Origin of the sequence: Bacillus sp. BF2-3, from assembly GCF_008368795.1 — a bacterium.
In the GTDB taxonomy this organism is placed as follows: Bacteria; Bacillota; Bacilli; order Bacillales; family Bacillaceae_G; genus Bacillus_A; species Bacillus_A cereus.
Genome location: NZ_QOSA01000009.1, coordinates 34,352 through 54,659 on the forward strand (window position 1 = coordinate 34,352; position 20,308 = coordinate 54,659).

Here is a 20,308-nt window from a genome sequence, read left to right on the forward strand (position 1 = left end):
TATACAAAATGGATATTTTTGTGATAGGTAAGACATACATTTTCTAAAAGAAATATTTGTTTCAGAGCATAAAAAAAACTATCCAAAAGGATAGTTTCTTACACTTCAATATTCCGCAATATCGAATAAATGTCATTATTCACTTTACCAAATGATTTAATATTATTTTGAATGTTAGATAATAAAACAACATATACACTGCCATTTTTACTAAATCCGTTTAAGCAATTCCAACCTGGCATTACACCATGATTCGAATAGCTTCCTGGGTCTACGTACCATCCAAACCCGTAATCCTTTTTTCCACCCGTAAACATTTGATCGTAACTCTCTTTTGAAATTAATTTTCCAGAGTATAACGCCTCATTAAATAAATATAAATCATGTGCACTCGTATATATATCACCACAACCATAAAGTTGTGACATGCTTGGAATATTAGGTGTTGTCATATTATTATTTACTATTTTATAACCCGTTGATGGGAATCTTGTTTGTTCTAACGCTGTGCCAAAGCCAGAATGTTTCATACCCGCAGTAGCAAAAATATGTTGTTTAATATATTCTTCGAGTGACTGCCCACTTACCTTCTCTGCAATATAAGCAAGTATAGAGTAGTTCGAATCAGAATACTTCCACTTCTCTCCCGGACCACCAATACGCTTTTGATTTCCTATCCGCTTTATCAGTTCTTCATGAGAAATATCTTCTTTTCCCTGCTCATATTCGGGAATCCCTGATGTATGTGTTAATAGATGTTTTAGCTGAATATTATTACCTTGTGGAAAATCTGGAATATACTTCGCAACAGTATCTTCTACTTGTAATTTATTTTGATCTTTCAATTGCATAATAGCAGTTGCTACAAACGCCTTTGAAATAGAACCAATATAAAAAGTCGTCTCTGAATTATTCGGTACTTGCTGCTCTTTATTTGCCATACCGTACCCTTTATTCAGAAGAACTTTTCCGTTCTTCACAATAACAGCTGTCCCGCTAAATCCTGCGTTTTGTAAATACTGGTCCAATTGAGCGTTTTCATTAATTTCTTGAGGTGGTCCTTCAGCAGGTTTCTCCGCTGCTTGCGCTTGCTTCATTTGTTCTTCCTGCTCTTTTTGTTTTTGCTTCTGTACTTCTTGTTTCTTTTTTTCTTCTTTCTTTTTTAACTCTTCTTGTTTCTTCATTTCTGCTGCCGCTTTTAAAGTTTCTTCTTTCTTATTATGCGCAACAATTTTTGTATACATGAAATATACAAGTGATAATAGTAAGACGAGAATGATTGTTCTTTTTATGTATACAATCGGCCGATGTGCTTTCCCATTCGCATTATTTTTTTCCTGATCCATAATTGCTTTTTTCCCCTTACTCACCAATAATTTAATTCCTCTACTAAAGATTCGTTTTAGTAGATTATGGATAATCCATTCTATATCATCCCTACTTTATCACGCACTGCACATATTACCAACCTATATGTACAAAAAAGAAAAAGAAAATTTACAAAAGTAAGATTCCCGTTAAATTATTAACAAAAAAAAAAGAGGATATCCTCTAAAAAATTGATGTTATCAATCTTTTGGGACATCCTCTTATCTCATTATTTATACGTGTTTTTTCATATCATCGGCAACAGATTCAACATTTGTACCTACGATAACTTGTACACTAGTATTACTTAATTTCATAACACCTTTTGCACCAGCACGTTTTAATGCTGCTTCATTTACTTGACCAGCATCTTTTACTTGTAAGCGTAGACGTGTTGCACAGTTATCAATAACTGTTAAGTTTTCTTTTCCGCCTAAAGCTGCTACGTAAGTTTCACCAATTGAACCTGCAACTGGTGCATCACCATCTTCAACTAACTCATCGTCATCTTCACGACCAGGAGTTTTTAAATCGAACTTCTTAATTAAGAAGTAGAATACTATGAAATAAATTGCTGCGTAAATTAAACCGATACCTGCTAGTAAGACTGGTTTTGTTGCAATACCGAAGTTTAAAGCATAATCGATTGCACCGGCACTAAATGAGAAACCATCATGAATGCCAAGTGATGTTGTAATGAATAAAGAAAGACCTGTTAGTACAGCATGAATACCATATAATACTGGTGATAAGAACATGAATGAGAATTCAATAGGCTCTGTAATACCAGTTAAGAATGAAGTTAATGCTAGACCAGCTAACATACCAGTAACTGCTTTACGCTTTTCTGGTTTAGCAGCTGCAATCATTGCGAAACATGCTGCTGGTAAACCGAACATCATAACTGGGAAGAAACCAGTCATAAACATACCTGCTGTTTTGTCACCTGCAAGGAAACGAGCAATATCACCATTAACAACATTACCTGCTGCATTTGTAAAGTCCCCAAATACAAACCAGAAGTATGTGTTCATTACGTGGTGTAAACCAATTGGGATTAATAAACGGTTTAATAAACCAAATAATCCTGAACCAATTGCACCTAAATTAACAATTCCATGAGCTAATGCATCAATACCATTTTGAATTGTTGGCCAAATTTGTGCAAATAGAATTCCTAATATCAGCATCACAACTGATGTAACAATTGGAACGAAACGTTTTCCAGCAAAGAAACCTAACCATTCTGGAAGTTTAATCTTATGGAATTTATTATAAAGGAGTCCTGCTATAACACCAACAATAATACCACCTAAAACTTTCATATCTACTTTAGTCGATAATTCAGCAGCCTTAGATACTTGTGTCATTGTATCTGCAAGCTTAGATGGATCTACATTTGCGCTATTACCTATTAAATCTTGGACTTTACCTAATTTACCTTGTAATTCAGCAGTTGAATACCCTTTGCTAAGTGCATCAATACTATTTTTCATAACAAGATAACCAATTGCACCTGCAAGACCTGCTGCACCACTACCATCCACTGAAAGACCGATTGCAATACCAATTGCAAAAATAAGTGCTAAGTTATCAAAAACTGCTGCGCCGGCCTGTGCCATAACAGGAATATCAAATACATCTGGTTGCCCTAAACGAAGCAATAATCCTGCTGCTGGTAGTACTGCGATCGGAAGCATTAAAGCTTTACCAATACGTTGTAAAAACTGCAACATTTTAATTCCCCCTAATTAAATTTATGAAATCGTTATCATTATAAGTACGCTTTAGAAAACGCTTTCTATTACATAACCATAATAACATATAGTTGTATAGATGTGTAGTTTTTATTTCTGAACTTTTTATGGATAAATCTTCTATTTCCAAACTGTTATATAAAAGGAAAATTCTCCTTTTTAAAATACAGAATACTCGAAACGAAAGACCTATTATATCACATTGAACTTTCGTTTTATCATTCCACTTTTTCATGTTATTATTTATTTCCGAGCATATCGGGAAAAGTAAACTTAGTTAATTCAAAATAGGAGCGTTGGTACTATGCAGTGCATTGAAACAAACAACTTACAACAGTTGTTAGAACAAGTAAAACCATATACGAAAAAAGGAAAACTTGCTACTTATATCCCCGAACTAGGAAATGCAAATCCAGACGATTTAGGGATTGCCATTTTCCATAAAGAAACAGAATATATCCATGCAGGCAACTCACAAACACTATTTACTCTTCAAAGTATTTCCAAAGTAATTACACTTGCCCTTGCCCTTTTAGACCGTGGTGAAGAATATGTATTTTCTAAAGTTGGAATGGAACCAACGGGTGATCCATTTAATTCTATTATTAAGTTAGAAACGACAAGTCCGTCCAAACCCCTTAATCCAATGATAAATGCAGGAGCATTAGCTATTACAAGCATGTTAGCAGGAAAAGATAACGAGGAAAAAATGGAACGTATTCTTCACTTTGTACGTGAAATAACAGATAATCCTACTATTAATTATTCCTCTAAAGTTGCCGATTCAGAACTAGAGACAGCTTATCTAAACCGTTCACTTTGTTATTATATGAAACAAAACGGAATTATCGATTGTGATATTGAAGAACTTATGGATTTATATACTCGTCAATGCGCAGTTGAAGTAAACTGCATCGATTTAGCACGTATCGGCTTAATTTTTGCAATGGATGGATATGATCCATATAAAAAGAAACAAATCATCCCTAAACATATTACAAAAATTTGCAAAACATTTATGGTCACATGTGGTATGTATAACGAATCTGGTGAATTTGCAATTCGTGTTGGTATTCCTGCAAAAAGCGGTGTAGCCGGTGGTATTTTTGGCTGCGTAAAAGGAGACATGGGAATCGGTATTTTCGGACCAGCTTTAGATGCAAACGGAAATAGTATTGCTGGTTTTAAAATTCTTGAACTTCTTTCTGCTCAAGAAGGTTGGAGCATTTTTTAATCGCGAGTTATCCTGCTATACTAGCAGGATTTTTTATTTCGCCAAAACCTCAATTTTGTCAGTTATCAATCTTCTTATAAAAACAGTGCTGAAAGTTTCTCTATATCATGCATATTTGTTCCCCCCTCCTGAATAATATAGTACAACCTAGCGCTATATGTGGAGGTGTGAAAGATGAAACTAATATTTCAAATGGGAAAACAACCTGTTCTTGAAAAAACAATCCTTCTTTTTATATTGAGTATTGTAGAAAGCTTGAAGTTAAAAGTTGTTTCACTCGACGAAGCTCACCGATACATATTCAATTTAGAAGTACTTGAATTATTAATGGATCGGAACATCGATGATCAAGTACTTGAACTTATTCATTTCGGGATGGGACTTGAAGACATTTATCACGTGCTTCCTGAAGAACTTGAGCATACGATTGAGGAATTAAAATGGCTTTGCATTCAAGTATTAAGTGAGTACAGTATGCATGAAGAATCGGAACAATTAATTGAAGATATACGGTAAAAAAGCACCTATGTAGGTGCTTTTAATGTTTTTTTAAACTATTTTTATACGCCTCAATATTTACTGGTAGCTCTTCCTCTTCCAAAGTATGTTCATTTACATCTTTATGAATGAACGCACCTTTAGGTGGTTGATGATCATGCCCTTTTTTCTTATGATCAAATGCTTTCCCGCGTCCCATACAAATCCCCCTTTCTTAAAAGAAATCCGTATTAGTATGGAGAAAAGTACGTCGATATATGCAATCCCTTGCTGTATTTCCAAGGAAATACTCGAACCTTGTTTTCTACTCTCCTTACAACAACTGATCAATCCCAATAAGAATTAATAACACTCCTGCGATAACTGTCGCCCACTTTCCTAAGTATTCTGCTAAAAATCGTTTCCCTACATACGCAAAGCCACTAATACAAATAAAACTAAACACCCCTGAAATAGTTGCTGTAAGCCAAAGGTTCAAATTTGTTATCCCAGCATCAAATCCACCTGCAATATTATTAATAGACAACGCAATCCCTAATACAATTGCTTCTGAAAAACTAATTGTTTTAGAACCATCAAAATCTGCTTTTTCTGGATCACGTAAAATTCCCATAAGTACATTACGATCTTTAGAGCCTACGGTATTTCTTTGACTCAAGAAAGGCTGGCACAAAATAAACACCCCGATTATCCCTAAAACGATTGCTCCAATCAGGTTTGCTGTAAACTCTGAAATAAATAACGCGATCCAGTTCCCAAAAAATCCAGCTAATAAAGTAAATAAAAACCCAAAAAATGCGATGATAAAATTGTTGAACCACGAAATTCTAATTTTACGAATGCCATATGCAATCCCAACACCTGCATTATCTAAATTAGAAGCAATCCCGATTAAAAAAATTGAAAATAGACCTGCCGTACTCATAAATAGCCACCCCTTTTCCTCACTTTTCCATGCATCTTATGAAAATGTTGAGCAACTGTGCCTGTCTGTTTCATATACATGTAATAAATGCTCAACATTTTTTCAACAATAAAAAGGAGTGCCTTCGCTATGCCTAAAGAAAATCCAAATGAGCGGCTTAGTAGATTAATAAAAAAACTTTTAAAAGAACGTGCCTTATCTATGCGCCAACTCGGAATGCTTACAAATATTGATCCCGCAACAATCTCAAGAATTATGAATGGTAAACAACCGCCAAAACAAAAACACCTACAAAAATTCGCAGAATGTCTGCAAGTTCCACCCCAATTGTTATTTGATGAAATGTATCCTGATTCTCCTCACATTAATAAAGAAAAGACGGATATGTACACATCTCTTGATACAATTCAGCAAACTCTGCAATCCTCTAACTTATTCGATTTCGACTACACAACAACCCGCGTAAAACAAGAACTTGAAAACTATGAACGATATGCTCAAACAACAGAAGGTGAAAAGCGCATTCATGAAAGTTTCGCGAGCAAGTTAGAACAAATTGATAGTGCTGGCCCTTTCATTGAACAATTAACAGATATGTATCAACAATTTTGCAATGAAACGATTCCAAAAGAAGAGCGTGCAGTTCTTGGTGGCGCATTACTGTATTTCATTTTATCGACAGATATTATTCCCGACTATCTCTTTCCAATTGGCTATTTAGATGATGCGATTGCTGTTGAATTAGCAAAAGAGAAATTAATGGAACTAAAACGAAAGACATAGAAAAATAAAGAACTATTTCAGTTGTTTCTATTTAACTCTGAAATAGTTCACTAAAAAATCGTACAAGTATACATACCTGTACGATTTCAACATACTAATCTATTTTTTCATATGACACCATTCATATATAAATGCTGTTATTACTTTTGTAAATTCAATTAACTGCTCTACTTCTACTTTCTCATTTATTGAATGAGCTTCCTCTAATGTGCCTGGTCCGTAAATAACAGCCGGAATATGAAATTCACTAAACCAACCACCATCCGTTACCGTTGCAGACATATCTAAAATTGCGTTTTTAGAAAGAATTGATTCATGTACTGAGCTAAGCGTTTTTACAGCTGTATGTTCACTATCTATTTCTAAAGAAGGGAAAATTTCGCCACGATCCACAATCATTGATTCTCCGCCCCACTTAAATTGTGGTGGATTTTCACTTAGCCATGGATCGGCAGCTGCTACTTTACCGATATACTCTTCAATTTCTTTTATTATTTGTTCATGTGTTTCATTCGGATAAAAGTGCACTGTTATCCATAACCGGCACTCATCCGCAATAAAAGCTGCATGTCTTCCACCCTCAATAACAGCTGGATTAATTGTTGTTGTTCCAGACGGATAGCCTTCATATGTTTTCATAACTGCCCAATGACGCTCTAATTCTTGTAAACTTTGCACAATTTTCATCATTTTTTCAATTGCACTCGCTCCAAATAAACGTCCTCCAGCATGAATCATTTGCCTACGCGTTGCATCATGAAACGTTTGAGGGCTTTTCACAGTAATCCAGCCAGTAATTACGCCGCCCTGTCCTTGCATATGTAAATTACTCGTATCCACTACGACTGCAAAATCAGCATCATAACCTCTTTTGCAGCATTGAAGTGTACCAGCTTCTCCAACTTCTTCTCCAATTACGGATTGAAAGATTAAATCTCCAGGTAATTCAATACCAGCTTCTTGTAATAGCTGAATAGCAAATAGCGCTCCAGCTATTCCCCCTTTCATATCAGCTGCACCACGTCCAACTAACCAACCATCTTTTATAAATGGCTCAAACGGATTTGTTTCCCACGCCTCATCTGCCGATACTTCAGCTACATCCATATGTCCATTAATAATAAGACTTTTATATGAGTCACTTTTTGCCCCTTTTTTCACACCAACAACGTTCGGATCATTAGGATATACATCCCATTTATCAACACTAAAATTTTGTTCTCTTAGAAACTCTGCAACAAATTGTTGTGCCTCATTTGTATTTCTCGCCGGCGGTGCTGGTGTTTCAAAACGAATTAAATTCTTTGTAAGCTCTAGTAACTCATCTTTTCGTAAATCAATCTGCTCTAATAGCTGTGAAACTTTTTTATTCATCACTAATTCCCCTTTACATACGTAGTATGTTTCCAACTTTATTTTCACAAAAAAAGAGACTGTTTACAAATCTTACAGTCTCCAAATTAATTCATATTAGAAGCTCTCTACTTCCGTCGTATTTGTCTTTTCAATATGTTCTACTTTACGTGCCTTATTTCTTGTCGCACGGTAAAACAGTAAACAAACAATCATAAATGGAATTCCGCAATACAATGCCATTCTTTGCTCTGGAATAAAGGCCATACCAATAATTACTGTTACATTTAATACTAGTGCAAGCAGTGGTACGAATGGATACAGAGGTGTTTTAAATTTCAATTCTTTCACATCCCCGCCCTGCTTTATGTATGACCTCCTAGCTAATAAGTTAGATAGAGCAATAGATGCCCAAACTAATATCGCCCCGAACCCAGCAATAGAAAGTAGCCATAAATAAACTGTATCTTCCGCATAAATACCTGATAGTAATGAAAGGCAGCCTACAATTGTACTTACAATCAATGCATAAATAGGAACACCGTTTTTAGATAACTTACCAAAAATCGGACTAATCATTCCTTGATTAGACATAGACCATAGCATACGAGAAGTTGCATATAACCCTGAATTCGCAACGGATAGCACTGCTGTAATGATAACAAAATTTATAATATCTGCTGCATAAGGAATACCAATTTTATCAAATACAACTACAAATGGACTTTCAATTACTCCCGCTTGTTGCCAAGGGAATAGTCCAGCAAGAATAAAAATAGATAGTACAAAGAAAACAAGTATACGCCAAACTGTATTGTTAATTGCCTTCGGGATTGTTTTCTCTGGATTTTCACTCTCACCTGCTGCAATACCAACTAATTCTGTTCCTTGGAAAGAAAAATTAACTGCAATCATCGTAATTAAAATGGCTGATAATCCATTGGGGAACAATCCACCATAATCAGTAAAACTAGAGAACATCGGTGCTGGTTCATTTCCTTTCATATCTAGAAAACCAAACATTGCTGCCCCACCTAAAATAATAAATGCAATAATCGTAATTACTTTAATACTTGCAAACCAAAATTCAACTTCCGCAAAACTTCTTGAAGATAACGCATTAATAGCAAAGAGGAGTACCGCAAACACTACGCACCAAATCCATGAAGGTACATCAGGAAACCATCGTTTCATTAAAATACTAACTGCAATTAGTTCAATCCCTATCGTAGCTGACCAGTTTAACCATGACATCCATCCAACTACATAACCCGCTGCAGGGGAAATATGCTTCGTAGCATACGTTTGATAAGATCCTGCGTCAGGCATTGCAACAGCTAACTCTCCAAGACAGAGCATCGTTAAATACATAACAAATCCTCCAACAAGATATGCTACAATCGCTCCTCCAGGCCCAGCTTCATGAATTGTATACCCAGATCCTAAAAAAAGACCGGTACCAATAACACCTCCAAGTGCAATCATAAATATGTGCCTGCTTTTCAATTCTCTTTTTAATCCTTGATTTTGATTCATCATATAAATCCCCCCTTTTCACTTTGTAAACCCATTTAATGTAAGCGTTTTTAAAATTATTCACCGTAAAAATAATGATTTAAAAGAGCAAAAATACACGTCACTTACATTAATCACTGCCTGTTACTAAAAGGTCATCCCTTACTGTTATTAATAACTTTTGATCAGCAATAGCTTGTCCTTCTACTACTTCTAATGATTCAATATAACCACTGATCCCTATCTTAATTTCTACTTTCTGTTTATCTATTGTTTCAATTAATGCTAATTTCTCCCACTCATATACGTAAGAACTTTCCGTAACAAATAACTTCTCTACTTTCCCGTAACAAGGACTATACACGCATTCTATAACCGTCTTCACTTTATACACTCCTCCTTCTTATTAGTTGGTACTGAAACGTTGCATACCCCTCCTTTAGATATATCAATTATTATTTATGCAAAATGCGTACCAATCTCCAATTCCTATTTAAAATGAAGGTTTCTCAAAAAAAAAACTTCATAACCGCAAAATTTTTCTATCATTTCAGAGATTTTAAAAGGAAAATAGCAAAAAATTTTTGCGATTTTATAAGAATTTTAATAAAATTATAAAAAGTCAGTCTTCATAGGGTGGAATGAGGAGAAGATAATCTATGCGTACAGAAGAAATTAATTTAAAACAGATCATTGAAATGAATATGCTATATGAAACTTTACTCAATGAACTCGACATCGGAATTCATATTATTAATGAGGAAAGTAAGACGATTATCTATAACCGCAAAATGATGGAAATTGAATCAATGGAGCGCTCAGATGTGCTATATAAAAGTCCTTTAGAAGTATTCGCATTTGAGGAAAATAAAAATAGTACTCTTATAGAGGCATTAAAATTTGGAAAAACAAAGAAAAATATAAAACAAACGTATTTTAACAATAAAGGACAAGAAATTACAACGATTAACGATACTTTCCCTATAATAGAAAATGGAAAAATTAAAGGCGCTATTGAAATATCAAAAGAAATTAGTAACTTAAAGCAAACGATAAAAATAGGTCCTTCTCGAAAACAAAGCACTAAATTTACCTTTGATCACATAATTGGTGATTCTGAAGCCATTCAATCAATCATTACAGAAGGAAAAAGAGTAATTCGTACATCTTCCTCCATACTTCTAGTAGGAGAAACAGGCACTGGTAAAGAACTATTTGCACAAAGCATCCATAATGAAAGTCAGCGTTCAACAAAACCCTTTATTTCACAAAACTGTGCCGCTATACCTGATACCTTAATGGAAAGCCTACTATTTGGCACAAATCGAGGTGCCTTTACAGGAGCAATAGATAAATCAGGCTTATTCGAAGAAGCAAACGGAGGAACTTTGTTATTAGATGAAATCAATTCATTAAGCCCAATACTTCAAGCTAAGTTGCTGCGGGCTATACAAGAAAAAACAATACGAAGAATCGGAGGTACACACGAAAAAGAAATTGATGTTCGCATTATAGCAACTATCAATGAAGATCCCTTTGAAGCCATCGCACATAATCGATTAAGGGAAGACTTATATTACCGATTAAGCGTCGTTACTTTATGTCTTCCGCCTTTACGTGAAAGAAAAGAAGATATTCCAGCTCTTGTTCAGCACTTTATTGAAAAATATAATACTCAATTCGGGCTCAACGTAACCGATGTAGATGTAAATGTAAGAGAATTTTTCTATGCCTACGATTGGCCTGGAAACGTACGGGAGTTGGAACATATAATTGAAGGTTCCATGAACTTGATAGAAGATGAAACCATCATTACAGCGTTTCATCTTCCTACTCGCTTTCGCGAACGAATAAAAACAGAATTCAATATGCAACATGCACTAACTACTCACAATACTGATGCACCTAAAACTTTAAAACACACAATAGAAAAAATGGAAAAGAACTACATTAACCAAATTCTTAAAGAGAATCATGGCAACATCTCACAAGCTGCAAAATTTTTAGGATTAAGTAGGCAAAACTTACAATATCGAATTAAAAAACTGCATTTACACATATGAAATAAACATGTCTCCAAGTGTAAAAATGACTTGGTAAAATATGTTATAATAAACATATAACATGCTAGAAAGGGGCTATATATATGAGTAATGATAAAAAATTAAAGTTATTACAATACTTATACTTTTTCCCTGCCATGCTCTGTATGATGTTATTCATTAATGCCGATGTAAGCAGCTCTCCTTATGCAAAGCTATTAGGAACAATTTTTGGCTCCTTTGCAGCTATTATGCTTGCTACTTTTTGGAATTTGAAGATACGTATAAAAAACGAAAAATCTTCTTAATACTAAAAAAATCGAGCTACTTAGCCCGATTTTTTTATTTGCCATTAAAACTCAACATTCTCTAAATACAACCCACTTGCCTCAGCAAGACAATTAATTTGATTGCGCTGCTTTTCCTCTAAAATGTTTGGAATTGCTTCAGCATCTAATTGTCCTAATCCAACTTCAATTAATGCCCCGACAATTTTTCTTACCATATTATGAAGGAAGCCGTTACCACTTACTCTAATTTGTACAAACCCTGCCTCTTCCATCACATCAAGTGTATATACTTCTCGAACCATAGATTTTTTCTTTGATTTCGCATTTGAAAAAGCAGTAAAGTCATGTGAACCAACTAAATGTTTTGCAGCTGCTTTCATGCTTTTCACATTTAATTTTTTATTCACATGCATGCTGTATTTACGCATAAATGGATTTGTATGCTCTTCATTCCAAATTTTATACAGATATGTTTTTGCTTTAGAATTGTAACGAGCATGGAAACGATCATGTACTTCTTCCACATTCGTAATGCTAATATCGTTAGGTAAATATTGATTTAAATATTTTTTCACTTTATGTTCCACTAACTTCTCATCACTTTGAAAGTTAGCAACTTGATTCAAAGCATGTACACCAGCGTCTGTTCTACTACAACCGATAATTTCAATTTCTTTTCCGACCATTTCAGATATGACACTTTCGATTTTTCCTTGAATTGTATTATCGTTATTACCGAGACGTTGCCATCCTTTAAAACGTGCGCCGTCGTACTGAATCGTTAATTTATAATTATGCATCGTATTCTCCTTGTCTTATTGACCTAAAAATATAATCCCTCATACAGCTTTTCCATATGAGGGAACTATAACATATTGTTACTTCATTCTAAAAGGAATAAAGTAATCTATTTACTAATTACGATTCGTTCGAATCCAGGAATCTCCTAAGTATGTTCTAATTTTTAACCAACCAAATGATGTTGTAGATTCTTCAACTACAAATACCGTTTGTGGTGCAAAAGTGCCGATTGCTCTACCGAAAGGTTGATCAAATGCTGTAAACACATTTGGGACATGGTAATAAGACCCTTGTGGCGCAATCCATTTTTCTCCAACCTCAGCCTTAATTTTCTTCCAACCATTTTCTCCTTGTTGAAGTACTCTTACAGATTGGGCTGAGAATTTCACACCATGATGCATGTACTTAGGTTCATTGTATGCATAAAAATCACGATTAATATGTTCCACGTGTGGATAACGAACAATCCACTTTGGCCCTAAATACGTATTAATTAAAGACCAACCGTTTTCTTTTGTCTGCAAAATATTAACCGTTTGTGGAGCGAACCAAGCATCTGGATTTTTAGCTTCAGGGCTACTGTATGCTGCAAAATTCTGCTTCATTATTTGTGGCATTCCATTTACACTTGTCCACTTCTGCCCCAAATATGTATCAATCAAAATTTCACCTCTTAGTGTACCATCACGTGCAATAACAGTTTGAGGACTAAATACGTACTTCGCACTGTCCATATTAATCCAATCAAAAGCTTCAAAAGTTCGATTAATTTCTACTTTAGCGCCCTCTGGTGCGATAAATCCACCACTTATCTTCCACCATCCACTAGGATGTTGATTTGTAACATAAACCCTTTCTCCTGGCTGCAGTTCTTTTTTCACAGGCGAATTAAAACTACGACTTTCATATACTTTTAATGTTTTTGTTGTTTCATATGATTCCGCATGTGCAGAAGTTGCAAATAAAGAAACCATCCCAAAAACAAATAATGCCAACCATTTTTTCATAAATCTTCTCCCTTTTAGCTTATTTTCTATAGCAAATTTGCTATGTTACATCCATATTGTAATTTATTAATACAGAGTGGTCTATACAATCTGAACACTGTATATTTTTACAAATTTTTTTTGAGTGCAGCAAATAATTTCATATAATCCATACAGAAAGTATGGATATTGATTACGTAACGTGATTTATCTACTAACATAACAAAAAATGTTGATGTAGTTAACCACATCAACATTTTTAATCCTTCTTATTTCAAATTTAATCTAACTACATTCTCAACATGCGCAGTATGCGGGAACATATCAACTGGTTGCACATACTCCACTTCATAGCTCTTCATTAATGCTTGTACATCACGTGCTAATGAAGAAGGATTACAAGACACGTACACAACTTGTTTCGGCTTCACTTTTAAAATTGTTTCCAGTAATTTATCATCGCAACCTGTACGTGGTGGGTCGACAACAATTACATCTGGACGCCATCCTTCTTTTACCCATTTCGGTAACCATTGTTCAGCTTTACCTGCTTCATATTTCGTATTTGTAAATCCGTGACGCTTTGCATTTTTTCTTGCATCTGCAATTGCTTCTGGAATTACATCCATACCACGTACTTCCGCTGCATCATTTGCAAGCCAAAGACCGATTGTACCAACACCACAGTACGCATCCACAATCTTCTCGTTTCCTGTTAACGCAGCTGCTTTTTTCGCTTCATTATACAAAACAACTGTTTGCTCTGGATTCAACTGGAAGAATGCACGTGCTGATAATTCAAATGATAAATCGCCAAGTGTTTCTTGAATGACTTCTTTTCCAGCTAATTTAAATGTTTTGTCGCCAAAAATAACAGATGTTTTACGCCAGTTTACATTTTGCATAATTGATTTAACCGCTGGCATCTGTTTTTGTACTTCTGCAATAAATTGTTCTTTATTTGGTAATTCTTCTTTTGTTGTAATAAGTGTAACTTGTACTTCCCCTGTTTGAACTGCAGTACGTGTTACAATTGTGCGTACTAAACCTTTTTGTTTTTTCTCATTGTAAATAGAAACATTTAATTTTTCTAAAATACGTCTTACAACTTTTGTCGCTTCATTCGTTGCTTTATGTTGAATCATACAGTGAGCGATATCAATTAACTGATGTGAGTTTTGTTTATACAGCCCTGTAATAACCTTTTCGTCTTTACGCCCCACTTGTAATTGACTCTTATTACGATAATGCCATGGATTTTCCATGCCAAGCGTTGGGCGAATTTTCTCTTCCATACTATTTTTCATGTACTTCTCAAATGCTTGTACAACGATATCACGCTTTTGATTCAATTGTTCTTTATAATCTAAATGTTGCAGCTGACAACCGCCACACTCCTCATATACTGGACACGGTGCTTTCACACGATGCGGTGAAGCTTTACGAACTTTTTTCACTTTCGCTTCAGCGAAGCCACGCTGAATTTTCGTTGTTTCTGCAACAACTTCTTCTCCTGGTAATGCCCCTGGAATAAAAACAACTTGTCTCTTAAAATAACCAACGCCTTCTCCGTTAATCCCAAGACGTTTAATTGTCACAGGAAACGTTTGACCAACTTCCAACTTACTCTCATGTTGCTTTTGTATCATTATTACACCTCTACTCTATACTTTTCCATAAATATAACGCTGCATAACTGCAGTATGGTTCACACTCTTGTTTCACTTTTTCTAAAAATGCATCATCAGGTTTATCATCTAATTGAAATATACCTTGCACTGCACGCTGAATCCCAATGTCCGCTTTCGGGAACATATTTTTCCGTCCAAGCCCAAACATTAAAAAGTTTTGCACTGTCCATGCACCAATTCCCCTAATTGGCAACAATTGTGCTGAAATGTCTTCTTCCGTCCCATTTTCTATACTCGCTAAATTTAATGTACCACTGACAATACTTCGACCTAATCCTACTATATATTCAGCCTTTCGCTGACTAAACTTCTGCTCTCTCAATTCTTCTATTGAAATATTTGCTACTATTTCCGGAGTGGGGAAAAAGAATACACCGTTCTTCTCTGTTCCATACCGTTTCACAAATTGTTCTGTTAACACAGTAGCAAATTTCAAATTTATTTGTTGGTGAATGATACAGCGAAGCAGACAAGCAAAATAATCAAATTCTAAAATAATTGGAGTATAAGCATATGTTTCAAATAGTGGACGTAATGATGTGTTTAAAAAATGATTTTGTATATCTTGAAACGGTTCATTCCAATGAAAAATGGCCCTCATTCGTTTCATGACTTTCTCTGGATCTCCTGTCTGACTAGAAATCCAAAACTGTGGATTTTGAACAGTACCAATCCCTTGTAAGCGAACAATAACCTGTTCCTCGTCTATACAAAGCGGGATATAAATAACTTTCTCATCTAATTGAATGACGTTAAGAGGATCAAAAGATAAACGTTTTAATACTTCTTCAAAATGATACGGATACTCTAACGTAACATGTTCGCTCCACATACGTTTCCCCATCCTTTTTACACATCATTATAGCATGAGAAAACCGTAAGCATACATGCTTACGGTTGATTGCCTTTTACTAAGTCATCTAGACTTTTAAAATGATACCCTTTCTCGCGCAAATCATCAATGATTTTCGCAAGTGCTTCTGCATTATCTTTTGATATTGCATGAAGTAATAAAATAGATCCTGGATGAATCATCGTCATAACATTATTATGCGCATATTGCCATCCTCTTTGCTGATCCACTTTCCAATCCAAAAATGCAAGTGACCAAAATACATTATAATAGCCCATTTCTTTCGTAAGAGCTAACGTTCTTTCACTAAATACACCGCGCGGAGGACGTACATATTTCACTTCTTTTTGCCCAGTTACTTTTTTAATTTCTTCCGTTACACTCGTTAATTCTTCACGAAGTTTCTCATCATTTACCGCTGTAAAATCAGGATGACTCCAAGAATGGTTTCCAATAATGTGTCCTTCATCCTTCATTCTTAACAATAAATCTTTTTGCGTTTTAATGTAATGCCCCGTTACAAAGAAAGTTGCTGGTACTTTTTTCTCTTTTAATACATCTAATATTTTCCCTGTGTATCCATTCTCATATCCATTATCAAATGTTAAATAAATATCTTTTTTCTTCGTATCTCCTAAATAAAACCCGCCATTTTTTTGTAGTAAATCTGTATATAACTTTCCTGCATCTGGTACTGTTTCATTTTTAGGACGCGGGATTCCCCAGTTATGTGGAGTATTTGTATAAGCCAGTGCTGAAACTGGAACAAGTGCCATCATAATTGAAAAAATGAGACCGATATATAACCATTTATATTTCATAAATAGTCTCCTTTCCATATATAATCGTACTTGTAGTTTCTGTTGCTACGCATTCTTTCATGCTGAACATGTTTTTCTATATATACCAAAAAAATGCATCTCGAATCATTCGAGATGCATTTTTTATTTACTTAAATACTGGCTCTTTAAAGCTAGCTAATTTTTCAAGTGATGTTTTATCAACATCTGCATGTAAGCTATTACCATGCGAGTCCATCGTTACAACTGCTTTAAACCCGTCGATACGTAAATGCCACATTGCTTCTGGAATACCAAATTGTAAGAAATCAACATCTTTCACTTCTTTAATACATTCAGCATAATATTGCGCTGCACCACCGATTGCGTTTAAATATACACCGCCGTGTTCTTCTAAAGCCGCTAATGTTTTCGCACCCATACCGCCTTTTCCAATGACAGCGCGAATACCGAATTTCTTCATAATATCGCCTTGGTACGGTTCTTCACGAATACTTGTCGTTGGACCTGCCGCTTTAATTTGCCAATTGTCATTTTCATCTTTCACAACAACTGGACCACAGTGGTAAATAATTTGTCCATTTAAATCTACTGGACAATCATTATCCATTAAATGCTTATGGATTGCGTCACGACCTGTATACATCATGCCATTAATTGTTACAACATCACCAACGCGAAGTTCACGAATTTGCTCTTCTGTAATTGGTGCTTGTAATACAATCTCACGTTGCTCTGTTTTTTCTTGTATTTCATGCTGAAGTGTATCTTCACCTTCTTGATATAGCCAATCCATAATGTCTCCTGTTTCAGGATGGATTTTCACACCAAGGCGACGATATGCCCAGCAATTATACGCAACAGATACATAGAAACTAGCTGGCAAACGATTATAGACGCCAATTTTACAACCAAGTAAAGTTGTTTCTCCGCCAAATCCCATCGTACCAATGCCAAGCTTATTCGCATTTTCTAATACGTACTCTTCAAGATGTTGTAACTCTGGTACTGGATTGACATCATCTAATGTACGGAATAATTGATTTTTTGCCAATTCATAACCTGATGTGCGGTCTCCCCCGATACCAACACCAATTACACCAGCGCTACATCCTTGCCCTTGTGCTTGATATACTGCATGAAGAAGGCATTTACGAATCCCTTCTAAATCACGGCCAGCTCGTCCAAGTCCTTCTAGTTCACACGGTAAGCTATATTGAATATTTTTATTCTCACAGCCACCACCTTTTAGGATTAAACGTGCATCAATATAATCTTTTTCCCATTGTTCAAACTTAATCACCGGTGTACCTGGTCCTAAATTATTTCCACTATTATCTCCAAAAAGAGAATCAACAGAATTGGGACGAAGTTTACCATCTTTTGTCGCCCGCTCAAGCGCATTATAGATAGCTTCCTTCAACTTTAATTGATTCACACCAACTGGTGTATAAATTTTAAACGTTGGCATCCCTGTATCTTGGCAAATCGGCGAGATGTTATCATCAGCCATTTTAATATTATTTGTAATTGTGCCAAGTGCCATCGCAGAACGAGTCCCTGCATTTTCTCGCTCTTTCGCTTGTTGAATCGCACGACGAACATCTTTCGGTAAGTTCGTTGACGTTTCAACAATTAGTTGATACATGCTTTCTTGAAGCTTTTCCATTGTTACTTCCCCCTCAATTGTGAACGCTACCAAAACGTTATGAGCTGAAAATTCAATTGTTATGCTCTTTAGCTATTTATTTGTTTCACGCTATTAGAGCATAAATGAAATTTTTCACAACTTGATTATACCTCTTTTTCTATCGTCCTTCTATTACCCGAACAGAAAAAGGCTACCAAATTGGAATTGGTAGCCTTTTTAATATATTATTCGTCTTTTTTAAATTGCTCACATTTTAATTCTAATTCATCTAACATTGCAAGAAGACGATCTACATCTTCTAATTCTACTTCTTCAGGTTCAATTGTATCAATTACTTCAATGAACATATTTAAACGTTCTTTTAAATATACTAATTGTGTATCTTTATCTTGAATTGCTTTTCCCATGAAGGCACTCTCCTTTTAATTCGAGTTGCTTTTATTATACCGCAAAAACGATTGCTATGGGCATGAAATTTCATCAATTTTGTCACAGTCATCCACTATAATGTAAGCCCTCTCTCTTTCCATGCTAAAAAGTTTCACTTTATAAAAAGCACATATTCTTCTATTATAGAGAATGGACAAATTGTTATTTCAATAGTCAAAGGAGTATTTCATATGACGATATCACAAAAAATGAAGCCGATTACTCCTTCTTACGATCCATGGGAAGCGTATATGGACCTTGAAGAGTACGGCAAACTACTATTAACAAATGTTGAATTTACAACGACGACGTTATGCAACATGCGCTGTGAGCATTGCGCTGTTGGTTACACGTTACAGCCGAAAGACCCAAATCCGCTTCCGATGGATCTTTTATTAAAACGATTAGATGAGATTCCTCATTTACGTTCTTTAAGTATTACTGGCGGCGAACCTATGCTTTCAAAAAAATCCGTCGACAACTATGTAACACCACTCTTAAAATATGCCCATGAACGAGGCGTTCGCACTCAAATCAACTCTAACTTAACTATAGATTTAGCACGTTACGAACAGATTATTCCTTATTTAGACGTATTGCATATATCTCATAACTGGGGAACAATTGATGACTTCGTTGAAGGCGGATTTGCAATGATGGAGCGTAAGCCTACTTACGAACAACGTGCAAAATTATTTGAAAGAATGATTACAAATAGTAAGGCTCTATCAGATGCAGGTGTACTTGTATCGGCCGAAACAATGCTAAACAAAAGAACTCTACCACATATTGAACATATTCACCGCCAAATCGTCGAAGAGATGGGCTGTAAACGTCATGAAGTTCATCCAATGTATCCAAGTGACTTCGCGAGTAATCTAGAGATTTTAACAAAAGCTGAAATTCGTGATGCGATTGAGCATTTACTAGAAATTCGTGATGAAAATGTATGGATGTTATTTGGAACGTTACCTTTCTATGCTTGTAGCGATGACGAAAAAGACATAGCTACATTTAAAAAATTGCAAGAGAGCAAAAATGTAACTGTTCGTAATGATCCAGATGGCCGTTCTCGTTTAAATGTAAATATTTTCGATGGAAATATTATTGTGACGGACTTTGGTGATGTTCCACTTCTAGGAAACATACAAACAAACACATTACAAGAAGCGTATGAAAAATGGAGCACTTCAAAAACAGCAAAATCATTAAGCTGCCACTGTCCTGCAGTAAAATGTCTTGGACCAAATGTTCTTGTAAAAAACAGCTACTATCCGACAGAAGATTTCTTATCAAAAACAGCAAACATTACATTATAAAAAAAACGTCAGC

General features: G+C 35.2%; 20 protein-coding genes and 1 pseudogene. 6 read left to right on the forward strand and 15 right to left on the reverse strand.

Annotated elements, in window-relative coordinates; genetic code table 11:
- Positions 1–98 precede the first annotated feature (98 nt).
- From DN401_RS08840 to DN401_RS30450, 3 genes and pseudogenes are all read right to left on the reverse strand, one after another.
- Positions 99–1,346, reverse strand: coding sequence for a serine hydrolase domain-containing protein (locus DN401_RS08840; RefSeq protein ID WP_000371812.1), 1,248 nt, complete (start codon positions 1,344–1,346; stop codon positions 99–101).
- 255 nt (positions 1,347–1,601) lie between these two features.
- A complete protein-coding gene (gene nagE, locus DN401_RS08845; RefSeq protein ID WP_000938900.1) occupies positions 1,602–3,104 on the reverse strand; it encodes an N-acetylglucosamine-specific PTS transporter subunit IIBC in 1,503 nt (500 codons plus the stop codon).
- Between the two features lie 141 nt (positions 3,105–3,245).
- Positions 3,246–3,360, reverse strand: a pseudogene (locus DN401_RS30450) (transcriptional regulator).
- 69 nt (positions 3,361–3,429) lie between these two features.
- On the opposite strand from DN401_RS30450, the gene glsA reads away from it, so the two are divergent.
- Both glsA and DN401_RS08860 read left to right on the forward strand, forming a co-directional pair.
- The gene (gene glsA / locus DN401_RS08855) at positions 3,430–4,359 is read left to right on the forward strand and encodes a glutaminase A (RefSeq protein ID WP_001149850.1); all 930 of its coding nucleotides are present in this window, start codon (positions 3,430–3,432) and stop codon (positions 4,357–4,359) included.
- Between the two features lie 174 nt (positions 4,360–4,533).
- Positions 4,534–4,875 carry a DUF3969 family protein gene (locus tag DN401_RS08860; RefSeq protein ID WP_000766604.1) on the forward strand — a complete coding sequence of 114 codons (342 nt, stop codon included), beginning with the start codon at positions 4,534–4,536 and terminating at the stop codon, positions 4,873–4,875.
- A gap of 22 nt (positions 4,876–4,897) precedes the next feature.
- Here DN401_RS08860 and DN401_RS29755 read toward each other — a convergent pair whose 3' ends face one another.
- Positions 4,898–5,056 (reverse strand): hypothetical protein, encoded by a 159-nt coding sequence (locus tag DN401_RS29755; protein WP_000532409.1) that lies wholly within the window; start codon positions 5,054–5,056, stop codon positions 4,898–4,900.
- 114 nt (positions 5,057–5,170) lie between these two features.
- Complete coding sequence (gene ytaF, locus DN401_RS08865) at positions 5,171–5,782, reverse strand: sporulation membrane protein YtaF (RefSeq protein WP_000100731.1); 612 nt, start codon at positions 5,780–5,782, stop codon at positions 5,171–5,173.
- A gap of 129 nt (positions 5,783–5,911) precedes the next feature.
- On the opposite strand from ytaF, the gene DN401_RS08870 reads away from it, so the two are divergent.
- Entirely contained in the window at positions 5,912–6,565 is a 654-nt protein-coding gene (locus DN401_RS08870; RefSeq protein ID WP_001123718.1) for a helix-turn-helix domain-containing protein, read from the forward strand.
- A gap of 99 nt (positions 6,566–6,664) precedes the next feature.
- On the opposite strand, the gene DN401_RS08875 is transcribed toward DN401_RS08870, so the two are convergent.
- From DN401_RS08875 to DN401_RS08885, 3 genes are all read right to left on the reverse strand, one after another.
- Positions 6,665–7,987, reverse strand: a complete 1,323-nt coding sequence (locus DN401_RS08875; RefSeq protein WP_127063770.1) for an acetylornithine deacetylase — start codon at positions 7,985–7,987, stop codon at positions 6,665–6,667.
- A gap of 48 nt (positions 7,988–8,035) precedes the next feature.
- The gene (locus tag DN401_RS08880; protein WP_000981867.1) at positions 8,036–9,457 is read right to left on the reverse strand and encodes an amino acid permease; all 1,422 of its coding nucleotides are present in this window, start codon (positions 9,455–9,457) and stop codon (positions 8,036–8,038) included.
- Positions 9,458–9,563: 106 nt separating this feature from the next.
- Complete coding sequence (locus tag DN401_RS08885) at positions 9,564–9,818, reverse strand: biotin/lipoyl attachment domain-containing protein (RefSeq protein ID WP_000859480.1); 255 nt, start codon at positions 9,816–9,818, stop codon at positions 9,564–9,566.
- Between the two features lie 274 nt (positions 9,819–10,092).
- On the opposite strand from DN401_RS08885, the gene DN401_RS08890 reads away from it, so the two are divergent.
- Together DN401_RS08890 and DN401_RS08895 are read left to right on the forward strand one after the other, a co-directional pair.
- Positions 10,093–11,496 (forward strand): sigma-54 interaction domain-containing protein, encoded by a 1,404-nt coding sequence (locus DN401_RS08890; RefSeq protein WP_001258445.1) that lies wholly within the window; start codon positions 10,093–10,095, stop codon positions 11,494–11,496.
- 83 nt (positions 11,497–11,579) lie between these two features.
- On the forward strand, positions 11,580–11,783 hold the full coding sequence (locus tag DN401_RS08895) for a hypothetical protein (RefSeq protein ID WP_000063863.1): 204 nt from the start codon (positions 11,580–11,582) through the stop codon (positions 11,781–11,783).
- A 44-nt stretch (positions 11,784–11,827) separates the two neighbouring features.
- Here DN401_RS08895 and truA read toward each other — a convergent pair whose 3' ends face one another.
- The 7 genes from truA to DN401_RS08935 all read right to left on the reverse strand — a co-directional run bounded on the left by truA (position 11,828) and on the right by DN401_RS08935 (position 18,954).
- Positions 11,828–12,565, reverse strand: a complete 738-nt coding sequence (truA, locus tag DN401_RS08900) for a tRNA pseudouridine(38-40) synthase TruA (RefSeq protein WP_000553118.1) — start codon at positions 12,563–12,565, stop codon at positions 11,828–11,830.
- 114 nt (positions 12,566–12,679) lie between these two features.
- On the reverse strand, positions 12,680–13,573 hold the full coding sequence (locus DN401_RS08905; RefSeq protein WP_000758930.1) for an S-layer protein: 894 nt from the start codon (positions 13,571–13,573) through the stop codon (positions 12,680–12,682).
- Between the two features lie 248 nt (positions 13,574–13,821).
- Entirely contained in the window at positions 13,822–15,201 is a 1,380-nt protein-coding gene (gene rlmD, locus DN401_RS08915; protein ID WP_000615207.1) for a 23S rRNA (uracil(1939)-C(5))-methyltransferase RlmD, read from the reverse strand.
- A 10-nt stretch (positions 15,202–15,211) separates the two neighbouring features.
- A complete protein-coding gene (locus DN401_RS08920; RefSeq protein ID WP_149287661.1) occupies positions 15,212–16,075 on the reverse strand; it encodes a DNA-3-methyladenine glycosylase family protein in 864 nt (287 codons plus the stop codon).
- Between the two features lie 59 nt (positions 16,076–16,134).
- Complete coding sequence (pdaA, locus tag DN401_RS08925; RefSeq protein ID WP_000875956.1) at positions 16,135–16,917, reverse strand: delta-lactam-biosynthetic de-N-acetylase; 783 nt, start codon at positions 16,915–16,917, stop codon at positions 16,135–16,137.
- Positions 16,918–17,044: 127 nt separating this feature from the next.
- Positions 17,045–18,565: a class I fumarate hydratase gene (fumA, locus tag DN401_RS08930; RefSeq protein WP_149287662.1), complete on the reverse strand. Its 1,521-nt coding sequence runs from the start codon at positions 18,563–18,565 to the stop codon at positions 17,045–17,047.
- 206 nt (positions 18,566–18,771) lie between these two features.
- On the reverse strand, positions 18,772–18,954 hold the full coding sequence (locus DN401_RS08935) for an SE1561 family protein (protein WP_000513558.1): 183 nt from the start codon (positions 18,952–18,954) through the stop codon (positions 18,772–18,774).
- Between the two features lie 213 nt (positions 18,955–19,167).
- Between DN401_RS08935 and yfkAB the strand changes: the two genes are divergently transcribed.
- Positions 19,168–20,295: a radical SAM/CxCxxxxC motif protein YfkAB gene (yfkAB, locus tag DN401_RS08940; RefSeq protein ID WP_000156016.1), complete on the forward strand. Its 1,128-nt coding sequence runs from the start codon at positions 19,168–19,170 to the stop codon at positions 20,293–20,295.
- Positions 20,296–20,308: the final 13 nt, after the last annotated feature.

Bases quoted from the DNA above. Each gene is read 5' to 3' on its own strand.
- DN401_RS08870 (WP_001123718.1), top strand. From the start codon at position 5,912: ATGCCTAAAGAAAATCCAAATGAGCGGCTTAGTAGATTAATAAAAAAA.
- DN401_RS08890 (WP_001258445.1), top strand. From the start codon at position 10,093: ATGCGTACAGAAGAAATTAATTTAAAACAGATCATTGAAATGAATATG.
- DN401_RS08880 (WP_000981867.1), bottom strand. From the start codon at position 9,457: ATGATGAATCAAAATCAAGGATTAAAAAGAGAATTGAAAAGCAGGCAC.
- DN401_RS08935 (WP_000513558.1), bottom strand. From the start codon at position 18,954: ATGGGAAAAGCAATTCAAGATAAAGATACACAATTAGTATATTTAAAA.
- DN401_RS29755 (WP_000532409.1), bottom strand. From the start codon at position 5,056: ATGGGACGCGGGAAAGCATTTGATCATAAGAAAAAAGGGCATGATCAT.
- DN401_RS08920 (WP_149287661.1), bottom strand. From the start codon at position 16,075: ATGTGGAGCGAACATGTTACGTTAGAGTATCCGTATCATTTTGAAGAA.
- glsA (WP_001149850.1), top strand. From the start codon at position 3,430: ATGCAGTGCATTGAAACAAACAACTTACAACAGTTGTTAGAACAAGTA.
- rlmD (WP_000615207.1), bottom strand. From the start codon at position 15,201: ATGATACAAAAGCAACATGAGAGTAAGTTGGAAGTTGGTCAAACGTTT.
- nagE (WP_000938900.1), bottom strand. From the start codon at position 3,104: ATGTTGCAGTTTTTACAACGTATTGGTAAAGCTTTAATGCTTCCGATC.
- truA (WP_000553118.1), bottom strand. From the start codon at position 12,565: ATGCATAATTATAAATTAACGATTCAGTACGACGGCGCACGTTTTAAA.
- DN401_RS08860 (WP_000766604.1), top strand. From the start codon at position 4,534: ATGAAACTAATATTTCAAATGGGAAAACAACCTGTTCTTGAAAAAACA.
- pdaA (WP_000875956.1), bottom strand. From the start codon at position 16,917: ATGAAATATAAATGGTTATATATCGGTCTCATTTTTTCAATTATGATG.
- DN401_RS08840 (WP_000371812.1), bottom strand. From the start codon at position 1,346: ATGGATCAGGAAAAAAATAATGCGAATGGGAAAGCACATCGGCCGATT.
- ytaF (WP_000100731.1), bottom strand. From the start codon at position 5,782: ATGAGTACGGCAGGTCTATTTTCAATTTTTTTAATCGGGATTGCTTCT.
- yfkAB (WP_000156016.1), top strand. From the start codon at position 19,168: ATGACGATATCACAAAAAATGAAGCCGATTACTCCTTCTTACGATCCA.
- DN401_RS08895 (WP_000063863.1), top strand. From the start codon at position 11,580: ATGAGTAATGATAAAAAATTAAAGTTATTACAATACTTATACTTTTTC.
- fumA (WP_149287662.1), bottom strand. From the start codon at position 18,565: ATGGAAAAGCTTCAAGAAAGCATGTATCAACTAATTGTTGAAACGTCA.
- DN401_RS08905 (WP_000758930.1), bottom strand. From the start codon at position 13,573: ATGAAAAAATGGTTGGCATTATTTGTTTTTGGGATGGTTTCTTTATTT.